Source organism: Pseudomonas sp. HY13-MNA-CIBAN-0226 (assembly GCF_040310305.1).
Lineage (GTDB): Bacteria > Pseudomonadota > Gammaproteobacteria > Pseudomonadales > Pseudomonadaceae > Aquipseudomonas > Aquipseudomonas gregormendelii.
This window is the reverse complement of record NZ_JBEOPS010000003.1, coordinates 160,851-174,171: the sequence shown is the minus strand read 5'-3', so window position 1 is coordinate 174,171 and position 13,321 is coordinate 160,851. Positions and strand designations below refer to the sequence as shown.

The following is a 13,321-nucleotide window of genomic DNA, read 5'->3' as shown; positions in this document are numbered from 1 at the left end:
AGGGGTCAGGGAAAGCGGCAGCTGACCTCGGGCTTGTCGTAGCCCAGGCTGTCCATCTCATTGAAGGGGTGCAGAAAGCCTTCCTGGGGCGAGGTGCTGACCAGCGCCCGGGGTTGCACGACAGGAATGGGCTGGCGTAGTTGACCGTTCCACGGCCGATAACTGAGCTTGCGGCCCTTGAAACCGTCCAGGGGCAGTTGATCGCTGAGTTGCAGCTGACGGATTGCCAGGGGATCTGCCTGGCGCAGCTTGCTCACCGCGCTGGCGACGCTGCGCACGGCGATCCAGGCGGCAAAATCCCGGTCGTTCATCCAGCGTCCGGCCAGGGCTTCGAAACGCTTCTGCAACTGCGCGGCGCCGTAGGTTTCCACGGTTTTGTGCCAGCCCACCGGGGTCAGGCCCTGGGTGCCGGCGACGGGGCGTGGGTACCAGGTCTGGTAGGGCACGTATTCACCAAAGTCGCCGCGCTCATCGGCTACCAGCACCACGTCGTACTCGGCGGTCTGGGTGAACAGTGGCATGTCGGCCTGGGCGCTGCGGCGCTGGTCGTTGTCGAAACTCCAGGCTTTCTCCGCCACCAGCTTCAAGCCGAAGCGTTTCGCTGCACGCCGAAGGGCCGCGGCATAGGCTTGATCGTCGGCGGTCGGGCCGACGATCAGCAGCGCCCGCTGCCATTTGCGCACCACCAGGAATTGCGCCAGGGCGTCCGCCAGCATCGCCCGGCTGGGCAGGCTGTGCAGCACGTTCGCCAGGCAGTCGGTGGTGCGCAAGCTGTCGTCGGGGCTGCCAGCGTTGAACAGCAGGCTGTCGGGCAGGGCCGCACTGAGTTGGCGCAGGCTGTCGACCGGGGCGTTCACCACGAACAACCGCAGACCTTGCCGGTGTTGCGCCTGGGCGGCCTCGAGCAGGGCTTGCGGGCTGTCGGCACTGCCGTCGACCAGGGTGTAGCTCTGGTTGAGAAAGCGCCCGGTACTGTTGCTGTCGGTGATCGCCAGTTCGGCGCCGCGCAAGCCGGCATCGTCCGGTTCGGCAATGATGTTCGACAGCACAGGACCCGGGTCGGGGCGATAGCCCAGGTAGCCGATCCGCACCTGCAACGGCGCCTCGGCGGCCCGGCTGTGAGCGGACGGCAGGGCGGTGCAGGCGATCGCCAGCAGGCAGGTCAGGGCGTAGGGGGCTAGCTGGCGCATGGTGCACTCCGTTCCAGGTAGCGCCAGCATAGGAACCCGAAGGGCGATAAGAAATATGCAGAAAGTACCAGTCAGCCAGTACCAAGGTAGTAACTCCACCTGCGCGGCGCGGTTTTAGCATGGGTTGTAACAGCCACGACCTCTGGAGGCGCTGGGCCATGCGGATTTTCAAAGCGCTACTGCTGCCGTTCCTGCTGATCCTCAGCCTGATCGGCGTGGATAAACTGCATGGCTCGCGCCCCGCGCCGCTGGCGGTGTTCTCCGCGACGCCGGGGCGCTAGGCATGTCGGCGCTATGGCGAATCAACCTCTGGGTGTGCGGGTTTTTCACCCTGGTGACGCTGGCGTGCACGGGCTTGCTGTTGCATCAGGCGCTGGCGGATGTGGAGCGAGAACTGCAATCGGCCCAGGCCGTGGTCGAGTACCTGAGTGAAACGGCCGGGCGCGACCCGGCCAGTTTGCAACCCGGGCTCACCCGCAGCTTGCGGCATGTGCGGGTGCGCTGGCTGGAACCCGGCGAAGCGCCTCGGGCGGGCACCCAACATGGCCCGGACGCGTGGCTTGCCAGCGTGCTGTTTGCCCAGGCGCGGCACCACGAGCGGGTGCTGGAGCTGCAGGATGGCCGTCGGGTGCAGATTGCGGTCGATCCGCGTGACGAGATCGACGAGGTCTGGGATTCCCTCCAGCAACTGTTGGCATTGTGCGGCCTTGCGCTGCTGGTAAGCCTGCTGACCATTCGCTGGGCGGTTGGCCGCGGCATGGGCCTGCTCGATGAATTACTCCGAGCACTGCAGCAAGTTTCCGACGGCCAGCTCAAGGTGCGCCTGCCCACCGAAGGGGTTCCTGAAGCACGGCAGCTGGCGACGCATTTTAATCAGATGGCCCAGGCGCTGGAGCAGGCTTGCGCCGATAACGCGCATTTGACCCGGACCTTGCTGGCAGTGCAGGAGCAGGAGCGCACTCATCTGGCGCAGACCCTGCACGACGACCTCGGCCAGTACCTGGCGGGTATTCGCGCCCAGGCCTGTCTGCTGCGCTGGGTCGCGGACCAGCCGCAAGCAGTGGAACGCACAGTGCGCGAACTGGAACACAACTGCGAGCATCTGCAGCAAGGATTTCGCGCCCTGGTGCAGGACCTTTACCCGGTAGTACTGCAGCATCTGCCCCTGGAGCAGGCAGTGGCTTTGCTGGTGGAGCAATGGCAGGTGCGCCAGGGCATCGAATGCCAGCTGCGGGTCAGCGTGCAGATGCCAGCGTTGTCCAGCAGCAGTAAAACCCATCTTTATCGACTGCTGCAGGAGGCCTTGACCAACATCGTGCGCCATGCCGATGCTAGCCAGGTGCGGATCCGCCTGCAGCATCAGGGTGGGCGCTTGCGTTTGCTGGTGCGCGACAACGGCCGAGGCGCCCGGCAACCGCAGCAACCGGGCGTCGGCCTGTACTCGATGTGCGAGCGCGCCCGCAGCCTGGGCGGCGTGCTGCGGATTATCAGCCATCCCGGTGCCGGTTGGGCGCTGGCCTTGAACATGCCATTGGAGGTGTGATGAATATTCTGCTGGTTGATGACCATGCCGTGGTCCGCCAGGGCTACGCCAGTTTGCTGCGCGCGCTGCTGCCCGCCCTGGAGGTGCGTGAAGCGGCCACTGGCGAAGAGGCTTTGATCCGCGTCCAGGAAGCAGTACCGAACCTGGTGATCATGGATTTTGGCCTGCCAGGCATCAGCGGCCTGGAGACCACCCGCCGCCTGCGTCAGCGCCTGCCGCAATTGCGTGTGCTGTTTTTCAGCATGCACGATGAATTACCGCTAGTGCGCCAGGCACTGGAAGCGGGGGCTTCGGGTTACCTGACGAAAAGCTCGGCACCTGAGGTGCTGATCGAAGCCGTGCGGCGCATCCTGGCCGGGCACGCCTATATCGAACAACCCCTTGCCACGCAACTGGCCTGCCATCCGCAACACGACGCCAGCGACCCGCGCCTGAAGAGCATGACCCAGCGCGAGCTGGAGATTTTCGTGATGCTCGCCAAGGGCACCCCGGCCCGGATGATTGCCGAGCAATTGAGCATCAGCGCCAAGACCGTCTCCAATCACCTGACCTTGCTCAAGAGCAAACTGCAAGTCAGCTCCCACGCCGAGCTGGTGCATCTGGGCATCGATATGGGAGTGGTGCGCAAGGCGGGGTGAAAGAACACACCCATTCCCACGGTAGAAGCGAGCTTGGTCTGCCCACAAAATGTTGGATATCAATCATGACTTTGGGGAGGCAAACCATTCCGTAGGAGGATATGGTCGGCTCATTTATTCCACGTTGTTGGACACCCCGAACACCCCTCCATATTGGCATCTTGAAAGTTCGCATAATGCTGGCGCGACCCACTCAGGTTCGCCTGCTCAAGATTACTTTCACCAAACTTGGATTCCTGCAGATTCGCGTCTGCGAGATTCGCGCCCTTGAGGTCCGCCTTGCTCAGCCAGGTCATCTCCAGATCTGCCGCACGCAGGTTGGCACTGTGCATCTTGGCCCCGGAAAGCCGGGCGAATTGCAGGTAGGCACCACTGAGGTCGGCATCCTGGAATTGTGCGCCCTGGGCAAACATGCCCCAGCCCTGGATCGCCAGCAATTTTGCCCCGGTGAGATTCGCCAGGCGCAGGTTGCTCTGTTGCAGGCTGGCGCGGGTCAGGTTGGCGCCTTGCAGCCGGGCTTTTTCCAGGTTTGCCAGGTCCAGGCGCGCATGGCGCAGGTCGGCCCCGCGCAAGTCGGCGCCGCTGAGGTTCATGTTGCGCAGGTCCTGGTTACTCAGGTTCGCGCCCTTGAGGTCGGCACCGGGGCACTGGCTGTGATCGGCGATGGTGCAGCCGTTGATGATGAGCGGAACGTCGGCGGCGGCGTGGACCGTCGTAACGCTCAGTAGCAGTACTAGAGGCAGATATTTCATGAAGAGATCTCTGGCTGAGGGAGGTCTGTAGGAGCGAGCTTGCTCGCGATGGTCGTGAACGATGACGCGGGGTGTCTGGTGCCCCGTGTTGGTTTCGGGTTCATCGCGAGCAAGCTCGCTCCTACAGGGAAGGGGTTCGTGGTTTACTTTTGGACTACCTGGCTATCCCAGCTCGGAATCTTGAATACCCAGAACGACCCGCCCTGAGCCACTGGTTTGGTCAGCTCGGCCATGTCGCCGCCCCACAACGGCACCGCGCCGCCATAGCCAACGGTCACGCCGATGTACTGCTCGCCATCCTGCTCCCAGGTGATTGGCGGCGAGACGATGCCGCTGCCGGTCTGGAACTTCCACAACTCCTTGCCGGTTTTCGCATCGAAGGCCTTGAAGAAACCATCACCGGTACCGGTAAACACCAGGTTGCCCTTTGTCGCCAGCACACCGGCCCACAACGGCAATGCCTCCTTGTGTTCCCACACCACCTTGCCGGTGGTCGGGTTCATCGCGCGCAGGCTGCCGACGTGATCGTCGTACATGCGCTTGATACGGAAACCCATGCCCAGATAAGCCGAGCCTTTCTTGTAGCTGACCTCCTCGGTCCAGTACTCCTCCTTCCACTGGTTGCCGGGGATATAGAACAGCCCGGTGTCCTGGCTGTAAGCCATGGGGTTCCAGTTCTTGCCTCCGAGGAACGGCGGCGAAACCTCCACCGGCTTGCCCTTGGTCTCGCCCGGTAGTGGCTTGGCTGGACGCTGGCCTTCGTTTTCCACCGGCCGCCCGGTCTTGAGGTCGATGTGACTGGCCCAGGTGATGTTATCGACGAAGGGGAAGGCGTTCTGCAATTTGCCGTTGTTGCGATCGACCACATAGAAGAACCCGTTGCGGTCAGCGTGGCCGGTGGCCTTGACCGTCTTGCCGTCTTTGTCCTTGTAGTCGAACAGCACCAGCTCGTTGTTGCCGGAGAAATCCCAGGCGTCGTTCGGGGTGTGCTGGTAGAACCATTTCACTTCGCCGGTGCTTGGATCGACGCCGACCTGGCCCGAGGTGTAGAGGCTGTCGTAATCGTGGGGATTGCCATCCTTGGGCGTGCGCGCCCAGGTATTCCACGGGCCGGGGTTACCGGCGCCGACGATGATGGTGTTGGTTTCCGGATCGAAGCTCGCACTCTGCCACGGTGCGCCGCCCCCATGGCTCCAGGCCTCGACCTTGCCGGTTTCGGTGGTTGGGTCATTCGGCCAGGACGGCGCCTTGACGTCGCCGGTGGGGGTGCTGTCCTTGCCGTTCAGGCGGCCCACGTGACCTTCGACGAAAGGCCGCATCCAGACTTCCTCTCCGGTGTCCGGATCGCGGGCAAACAGTTGCCCGACCACGCCGAACTCATCGCCGGAGCTGCCATGGATCAGCAGCACCTTGCCGCTGGTCTTGTCCTTGATCAGCACCGGTGCGCCGGTCATGGTGTAGCCGGCGGCATGGTCACCGAACTTCTTGTTCCAGACCACTTTGCCGGTGTTCTTGTCCAGGGCGATCAGGCGCGCATCCAGGGTGCCAAAGTAGATCTTGTCGCCGAAGATTGCGGCACCGCGGTTGACCACGTCACAGCACGGACGAATGTTGTCCGGCAGACGATGGTTGTAGGTCCAAAGGCGTTTGCCGGTCTTGGCGTCCAGCGCGAAGACCCGCGAATAAGACCCGGTGACGTAAACCACGCCGTCACTGACGATGGCCTGGGATTCCTGGCCGCGCTGCTTCTCGTCCCCGAACGAATAGGACCAGGCCGGCGTCAGCTTGAACACGTTTTTGTCGTTGACCTGGGCCAGCGGGCTCCAGCGCTGGGCGTTGGTGCCCATGCCGTACTGCAGCACGTCCTTGGTGGTCAGGTGATCATTGGCAATGTCCTCCCACGAAACGTTGCGGGTAGGGGCCGCGGCTGCAGTGGCGGCATGGCTGGCAGTGCCGAGCGACAGGCTGCTCACCAGCACGAAGGCCTGTACGGCAAGGGTCAAGGGGGAAAGGGCGGGTAGCGATCTTATTGTCATGGTTGCAGTTCCCAGTGGAGGTTTTGGCCTGCACAGGGTGGTGCGCCCGGTGGGTTGGCGGATACGGAAAATATCCCGCTGTGGCCGGGAAAACTTCCCAAGGGGCACCTGATTTGGGTGTGCGCCACAAGCCCTACTACCAAGGGACTAGAAGGCGGCCACTAAAGCAGCATGGGGCTGGCGCCAGGTGCTTCCTAAGATGGTTGCCATAGCCTCTTTAAAGAGGTTTTGCGTGCAATCCTGAGGGCATAACAATGACAACAAAACGCAACGCCTTGCTTGTTGCCGGACTGCTGGCCGGTTTTATCAGTACCGGTTCCGCCTGGGCTCATGGCAACGTCGTCCCCCAAGCCGTCGAAACCCCGGGGCTGACCCCGATCAAGGACGCTGGCGTGCCGCTCGATGCCGATGGCTGGGCCGCAGTGAACCCTTATCGAACCTCGCCGCAGCACGACAAGGCGGTGGAAATCGGCTCTTCGGCCTACAACCAGAATTGTGCGGCCTGTCATGGTCTGGAAGCCAAGTCCGGAGGTATTGCCCCGGATCTGCGCATGCTCGATGTCGGTGACGCCGGTGATGAATGGTTCGTCGAGCGAGTGCGCCATGGCGCCGTACGCGACGGCCGCGTTTACATGCCCAAGATGGCCGATTACCTGAGCCAGGAAGCCTTGTGGGCGGTGCGCACTTACCTGGATACGGTCCACGTCGAGGAGTAAGGCATGCGCCTGTTCACGCTGTTGATCAGTGCGTTGTTGCTGTGCTGCCAGGTGGTACAGGCGCAGGTGCGGACCTATGACGAAATGATCGCCGCCGGAGAGCTGAAAGTGGCGGTCTACAAGGACTTCGCCCCTTACAGTTTCGAAGACGCCGGTCAGCCCCGGGGCGTCGATGTGGACTTGGCCGCAGCACTGGCCAAGGCACTCGGTGTGCGCCTGACCCTGATGTGGGCGCCGGCGGGAGAAAAACTCGACGACGACCTGCGCGACTACATCTGGCGTCCCAGCCAATTGCACGACCTGCAATTGGCTGACCTGATGATGCGCGTACCCTACGACCAGGACTACGCGCGCAAGCGCAACGAGCTGGGCGAACTGGAGAACAGCCACGTGGTGATGTTCGGGCCCTATCAGAACGAACAGTGGCAGGTGGCGTACGACCGTCGCCGCCTGGACAAGGTCGCCAGCGTGGCAGTGTTCGAGCATCATCCGATCGGCGTCGAGGTGGACAGCGTTCCGTCGTTCTACCTGACCTCGGTGTTCAACGGCATGCTCGCCGGCAAGACCCACCATTATCCCGGCGTGCACCAGGCATTTGCCGCGATGAAGGCGGGTGAAGTCGATGCGGTGATGGCGATGCGCGGCGAGATCGACTGGCAAGTGCACGAAGCGGCCGACCCCCAGGTTGCGCTGGCGGAAAACGCCTACCCGAATATGGGCAAGCAACTCTGGGAGATCGGCATGGCTGTGCACGAAAGCAATCGACAGCTGGCGTATGCGGTCGAGGAGGCGCTGGAAGGGATGATTAGCGATGGTTCGGTCAAGGCGCTGTATGCCAGGTACGGCCTGCGCTATGACGTGCCCGAGCTGTATCAGCAGTGAACTGGCAAGCGAGCTGCCTGCTGGCCTGCTGGCTGCCCATCGCTGCCCATGCAGCGGCCATCGACCCCGGCAAAGACCCGGTGCCGTCGGTGATGTGGGCTTTTTATCACACGCAAATGCTCGGTGACGCGCCGTTCGTGTTCGATGACCGGGTAAAACTGCTGGCCCCGCCATTCGCCGAAGATGCCCGGCAGGTACCGCTGGAGATCGACGCCCGGGCGTTCAAGGGCGAAGTGGTGAAAATCCTCGCCTGGGCCGAGTTGAACCCGTTGCCGAAGATCGTCGATTTCCAGCCGGTGAGCGGGGTCTTGCCCTGGCTGTCGATCCGTATCCGCATCGAACAGGCGACCCCGTTGCGCGCCGCCGTGTTGACCCGCGACGGCCTGTGGCATGTCGGTTCGACGCTGATCGACGCGGCGGGTGGCGGCTGCACCGCACCCAGCGTAGTGCGCACCCAGCCGGGGTGGGAGGAGCACATCGGCGAAGTGCTGGGCGGTCGATACCCGCGGGGCGAGTTCAGTCGCCTGCGCCTGCAGGTCGCGCATCCGATGGACAACGGCATGGTCAGTGGCATCCCGGAATTCTTCATCAATCATGCCGAATTGCGTGATGGTAATGATCAGGTCCTGGCGCGCCTTGAGCTGTTTCCCGCCGTCAGCGAAAACCCCAACCTGACGTTCGATATCGAAGGGGCAGGGCAGACGCGCCTGTTACTGCGCGACAACAGCGGCAATGAGTTCGATGCGGCCATTCCCTGACCCCAAGGAGCGCCTGATGCGCTGGATGCTGTTGTTGTTGATCGGCATGAGCCTGCCGGCCCTGGCCGACCTCGAGTACTCGCTCAAGCCCAGGCTCATTGCCCAGGACACCTGGTTGCTGGAAGGCAGCACCGACAACTTCGCCAAGGGCAACGGCGGCAACATCGTCAACACCGCCTTCATCGTCACCGAGCGCGGCGTGGTGGTGATCGATACCGGGCCCTCGAAGCGTTATGGCGAAGCGATGCGCCAGGCGATTGCGGCGACGACCGACAAGCCGGTGATCGAAGTGCTGTTGACTCATCACCATCCCGACCATGTGCTCGGCAACCAGGCCTTTGCCGACGTGCCGATTGCCGCGCTGGCGGGGACTACGCAGTTGTTGCGTCAGCAGGGTGATGCCATGGCCGAGAATATGTACCGGCTGGTGGGCGACTGGATGCGTGGCACCGAAGTCATATTGCCAACCCGGACACTGGAGCCGGGTGTGCACAGTTTTGGGAATCACGATTTACGCGTGCTGAGCCTGGGTGGGCACACCGGCGCGGATCTGGCTATTCTCGACCAGAAAACCGGCGTGTTGTTTGCCGGGGACCTGGTGTTTTATCAACGGGCACTGACCACGCCCAACAGCCCTGGGCTGGCGGTGTGGCTGGCCGACATCGCCACGCTTGAAGGCCTGCCCTGGACGCTGATCGTGCCCGGCCATGGCCCGCTGGCAACTGACGCCAGGCCCTTCGAACAGATGCGCGACTACCTGGGGTGGCTCGACCAGCTGATGCGCGACGGCGCGGCCAATGGCAGCGACATGGCGGAGATGATCCGCAGTCCCATTCCCGAGCGATTCGCCACAATCAACCTGAGTCGATATGAACTGATTCGCAGCGTCAGTCATCTGTTTCCCCGCTACGAGCGCGCCCAAATGACCCGAGTGGATTCCACCCCCGACAACTGAATACCACTCACCACCTGACCTTCTGTGGCAGCGAGCCTGCTCGCGATGGTCGCCAACGATAACCCTGGAACCTGACACCCAGCGGCGTTCTCCCGTCCATCGCGAGCAGGCTCGCTCCCACATGGGTTACGCGCTACGACCCCGTACTAAGGAACTACAAATCTCCACACTGCGGGCAATTGTTGCCAGGGCCCCGGCGACCAAGAATCTGCACCAGACCGGGAAATTTTCCCGGGTATAACAAAAAACCGCAGAGGCAGCCGTCATGACCCAACCCGCACGTCGCCAACCCTTCGTCTTGAGCCTGTTGCTCAGCGCCATGCTGCTGTCCGGCCAGGCGCTGGCGGCCGTCACCGACCAGGAAATTCTCCAGGACCCCACGAACCCGGGGCAGATCGTCACCAACGGTCTGGGCGTGCAGGGTCAACGCTACAGCCCGCTCGATACGCTCAACGTCGACAACATCAAGGATTTGCGGCCAGTGTGGGCCTTCTCCTTCGGTGGCGAGAAACAGCGTGGCCAGCAAGCGCAGCCGATGATCAAGGACGGCGTGATGTACATGACCGGTTCCTACTCGCGGGTGTTCGCGGTGGATGCGCGCACCGGCAAGAAACTCTGGCAGTACGACGCACGCCTGCCCGACGATATCCGGCCCTGCTGCGACGTGATCAACCGCGGCGTCGCGCTGTATGGCGACCTGGTGTTCTTTGGCACCCTGGACGCCAAGCTGGTGGCGCTGAATAAGGACACCGGCAAAGTGGTCTGGAGCAAGAAGGTCGCCGATCACAAGGAAGGCTACTCGATCAGCGCCGCGCCCATGGTCATCAACGGCAAACTGATCACCGGAGTGGCCGGTGGCGAATTCGGCGTGGTCGGCAAGATCGAAGCCTACGACCCGAAGAACGGTGATCTGCTGTGGACTCGCCCTACGGTCGAAGGTCATATGGGTTACGTCTACAAGGATGGCAAGGCCGTAGAAAACGGCATTTCCGGCGGCGAGGCGGGCAAAACCTGGCCGGGCGACCTGTGGAAGACCGGTGGCGCAGCGCCGTGGCTGGGTGGCTACTACGACCCGGAAACCAACCTGCTTCTGTTCGGTACAGGTAACCCGGCACCGTGGAACTCGCACCTGCGTCCTGGCGACAACCTGTACTCGTCCTCGCGCCTGGCGCTCAACCCGGACGACGGCACCATCAAATGGCATTTCCAGAGCACGCCCCACGATGGCTGGGACTACGATGGCGTGAACGAGCTGATTTCGTTCAATTACACCGAGGGCGGCAAGGAAATCAAGGCTGCCGCCACCGCTGACCGCAACGGTTTCTTTTACGTGCTGGACCGCACCAACGGCAAATTCATCCGCGGTTTCCCGTTCGTGGACAAGATCACCTGGGCCACCGGGCTGGATAAGGACGGTCGGCCGATCTACAACGAAGCCAGCCGACCGGGTGCACCGGGCACCGAAACCAAAGGCAGTTCGGTGTTCGTCGCCCCGGCGTTCCTCGGCGCGAAAAACTGGATGCCGATGGCCTACAGCAAGGACACCGGTCTGTTCTACGTGCCGTCCAACGAGTGGGGCATGGACATCTGGAACGAAGGCATTGCCTACAAAAAAGGCGCTGCCTTCCTCGGTGCCGGTTTCACCATCAAGCCACTGAACGAAGACTACATCGGCGTGCTGCGCGCCATCGACCCGAAAACCGGCAAGGAAGTCTGGCGTCACAAGAACTTCGCGCCACTGTGGGGCGGGGTGCTGACCACCAAAGGCAATCTGGTATTCACCGGCACGCCGGAGGGGTTCCTGCAGGCATTCAATGCCAGGACCGGCGAGAAGGTCTGGGAATTCCAGACCGGCTCCGGTGTGCTCGGCTCACCTGTGACCTGGGAAATGGACGGCGAGCAGTACGTCTCGGTGCTGTCCGGCTGGGGTGGCGCGGTGCCGTTGTGGGGCGGCGAAGTGGCCAAGCGCATCAAGGACTTTAACCAGGGCGGCATGCTCTGGACCTTCAAATTGCCGAAGGACCTGGTGGCTAAGCACTAATCCAGGTTCACCACATCCCACAGAGATTTCCACCCCATTGGGATTTGTGGGCAAACCTACTACCAAATAACGAGAGCCCCCCTGCCAACGGCGCATTCGTCTGGCACCTGGGGCTCTCTACTATCGGTTCATCGCCTGTTTGCACGACAGGCATCGACCCAGACAGAGGCCCACCATGATCTACGCACAACCCGGAACACCCGGCGCCGTCGTTTCCTTCAAGCCGCGCTACGGCAATTTCATTGGCGGCGAGTTCGTTGCCCCGGTCAATGGCGAGTACTTCACCAACACCTCGCCGGTCACCGGTGAAGTGATCGCCGAATTTCCGCGCTCCAGCGCCGCCGATATCGACAAGGCCCTCGACGCGGCGCACGCTGCGGCGGATGCCTGGGGCAAGACCTCGGCGCAGGACCGTTCGCTGGTCCTGCTGAAAATCGCCGACCGCATCGAGCAGAATCTGGAAATCCTCGCCGTTACCGAAACCTGGGACAACGGCAAGGCCGTGCGTGAAACCCTCAATGCCGACGTACCGCTGGCCGCCGACCACTTTCGCTATTTCGCCGGGTGCATCCGTGCGCAGGAAGGCGGCGCCGCCGAGATCAACGAACTGACCACCGCTTATCATTTCCACGAGCCTTTGGGCGTGGTCGGACAGATCATCCCGTGGAATTTTCCATTGCTGATGGCCGCCTGGAAACTCGCTCCGGCCCTGGCTGCCGGCAACTGCGTGGTGCTCAAGCCGGCCGAGCAAACGCCACTGTCGATCATGGTGTTCGCCGAACTGATCGCCGATCTGCTGCCAGCGGGTGTGCTGAACATCGTCCAGGGTTTCGGCCGCGAAGCCGGTGAGGCCCTGGCCACCAGCAAGCGCATCGCCAAGATCGCGTTTACCGGGTCCACTCCGGTGGGCGCACACATCATGCACTGCGCCGCCGAGAACATCATTCCAAGCACCGTGGAACTGGGCGGCAAGTCGCCGAACATCTTCTTCGAAGACATCATGAACGCGGAGCCGCAGTTCATCGAAAAAGCCGCCGAAGGCCTGGTGCTGGCGTTCTTCAACCAGGGCGAAGTCTGCACCTGCCCATCCCGGGCGCTGGTCCAGGAATCGATCTACGAGCCGTTCATGGCCGAGGTGATGAAGAAGATCGTCAAGATCAAGCGCGGCAATCCGCTGGACACCGAGACCATGGTCGGCGCCCAGGCGTCCGAGCAGCAGTACGACAAGATTCTCTCGTACCTCAAAATTGCCCAGGAGGAGGGCGCGGAGCTGCTCACCGGCGGCGCCGCCGAGCGCCTTGAAGGCGACCTGTCGACGGGTTACTACATCCAGCCGACCCTGCTCAAGGGCCACAACAAGATGCGGGTGTTCCAGGAAGAAATCTTCGGTCCGGTGGTGGGTATCACCACCTTCAAGGACGAAGCCGAAGCGCTGGCGATCGCCAACGACAGCGAATTCGGCCTCGGTGCCGGCCTGTGGACCCGCGACATCAACCGTGCCTACCGCATGGGCCGGGCGATCAAGGCCGGCCGTGTGTGGACCAACTGCTACCACCTGTACCCGGCGCATGCCGCGTTCGGCGGTTACAAGAAGTCCGGGGTGGGCCGCGAAAATCACAAGATGATGCTCGACCACTACCAGCAGACCAAGAACCTGCTGGTGAGCTACGACATCAATCCGCTGGGGTTCTTCTAACCCCCAAAAACACCGCGCCCACCTGTAGGAGCGAGCGTGCTCGCGATGGTCGCCAACGATAACGCTGGGAACCTGATACCCAGCGTTGTTCTTGCGTCAATCGCGAGCAAGCTC

Annotated in this window: 12 protein-coding genes; 9 read left to right on the top strand and 3 right to left on the bottom strand. The window is 62.5% G+C overall.

Annotation, left to right across the window (positions count from 1 at the left end):
• Positions 1–5: 5 nt before the first annotated feature.
• Positions 6–1,190, bottom strand: a complete 1,185-nt coding sequence (locus tag AAEZ05_RS04615) for a lanthanide ABC transporter ABC transporter substrate-binding protein PedA1 (protein ID WP_045060439.1) — start codon at positions 1,188–1,190, stop codon at positions 6–8.
• Between the two features lie 158 nt (positions 1,191–1,348).
• Between AAEZ05_RS04615 and AAEZ05_RS04610 the strand changes: the two genes are divergently transcribed.
• Genes AAEZ05_RS04610 through AAEZ05_RS04600 form a run of 3 tightly spaced genes read left to right on the top strand, consistent with a single transcriptional unit; the run spans position 1,349 to position 3,371 of the window.
• A complete protein-coding gene (locus tag AAEZ05_RS04610) occupies positions 1,349–1,471 on the top strand; it encodes a hypothetical protein (RefSeq protein ID WP_269082902.1) in 123 nt (40 codons plus the stop codon).
• A gap of 2 nt (positions 1,472–1,473) precedes the next feature.
• Positions 1,474–2,733, top strand: a complete 1,260-nt coding sequence (locus AAEZ05_RS04605) for a HAMP domain-containing sensor histidine kinase (protein ID WP_045060440.1) — start codon at positions 1,474–1,476, stop codon at positions 2,731–2,733.
• Positions 2,733–3,371 carry a response regulator gene (locus tag AAEZ05_RS04600; RefSeq protein ID WP_045060441.1) on the top strand — a complete coding sequence of 213 codons (639 nt, stop codon included), beginning with the start codon at positions 2,733–2,735 and terminating at the stop codon, positions 3,369–3,371. The genes AAEZ05_RS04605 and AAEZ05_RS04600 overlap by 1 nt, the downstream gene beginning before the upstream one ends.
• A gap of 110 nt (positions 3,372–3,481) precedes the next feature.
• On the opposite strand, the gene AAEZ05_RS04595 is transcribed toward AAEZ05_RS04600, so the two are convergent.
• Both AAEZ05_RS04595 and exaA read right to left on the bottom strand, forming a co-directional pair.
• Complete coding sequence (locus tag AAEZ05_RS04595) at positions 3,482–4,123, bottom strand: pentapeptide repeat-containing protein (protein WP_045060442.1); 642 nt, start codon at positions 4,121–4,123, stop codon at positions 3,482–3,484.
• A gap of 143 nt (positions 4,124–4,266) precedes the next feature.
• A complete protein-coding gene (gene exaA / locus AAEZ05_RS04590; protein WP_045060443.1) occupies positions 4,267–6,159 on the bottom strand; it encodes a quinoprotein ethanol dehydrogenase in 1,893 nt (630 codons plus the stop codon).
• 254 nt (positions 6,160–6,413) lie between these two features.
• Here exaA and pedF point away from each other — a divergent pair, with 254 nt between their 5' ends.
• The 6 genes from pedF to exaC all read left to right on the top strand — a co-directional run bounded on the left by pedF (position 6,414) and on the right by exaC (position 13,207).
• Positions 6,414–6,875 carry a cytochrome c-550 PedF gene (gene pedF / locus AAEZ05_RS04585; protein WP_045060444.1) on the top strand — a complete coding sequence of 154 codons (462 nt, stop codon included), beginning with the start codon at positions 6,414–6,416 and terminating at the stop codon, positions 6,873–6,875.
• Positions 6,876–6,878: 3 nt separating this feature from the next.
• Complete coding sequence (locus AAEZ05_RS04580) at positions 6,879–7,757, top strand: substrate-binding periplasmic protein (protein WP_045060445.1); 879 nt, start codon at positions 6,879–6,881, stop codon at positions 7,755–7,757.
• The gene (locus AAEZ05_RS04575) at positions 7,754–8,515 is read left to right on the top strand and encodes a quinoprotein dehydrogenase-associated SoxYZ-like carrier (protein ID WP_045060446.1); all 762 of its coding nucleotides are present in this window, start codon (positions 7,754–7,756) and stop codon (positions 8,513–8,515) included. Before AAEZ05_RS04580 ends, AAEZ05_RS04575 begins: the two co-directional genes overlap by 4 nt.
• A gap of 16 nt (positions 8,516–8,531) precedes the next feature.
• Complete coding sequence (locus AAEZ05_RS04570; protein WP_350646754.1) at positions 8,532–9,470, top strand: quinoprotein relay system zinc metallohydrolase 1; 939 nt, start codon at positions 8,532–8,534, stop codon at positions 9,468–9,470.
• Positions 9,471–9,735: 265 nt separating this feature from the next.
• The gene (locus AAEZ05_RS04565) at positions 9,736–11,511 is read left to right on the top strand and encodes a PQQ-dependent methanol/ethanol family dehydrogenase (protein WP_350597406.1); all 1,776 of its coding nucleotides are present in this window, start codon (positions 9,736–9,738) and stop codon (positions 11,509–11,511) included.
• Between the two features lie 175 nt (positions 11,512–11,686).
• Positions 11,687–13,207, top strand: coding sequence for an acetaldehyde dehydrogenase ExaC (gene exaC / locus AAEZ05_RS04560; RefSeq protein ID WP_045060449.1), 1,521 nt, complete (start codon positions 11,687–11,689; stop codon positions 13,205–13,207).
• Positions 13,208–13,321 lie beyond the last annotated feature (114 nt).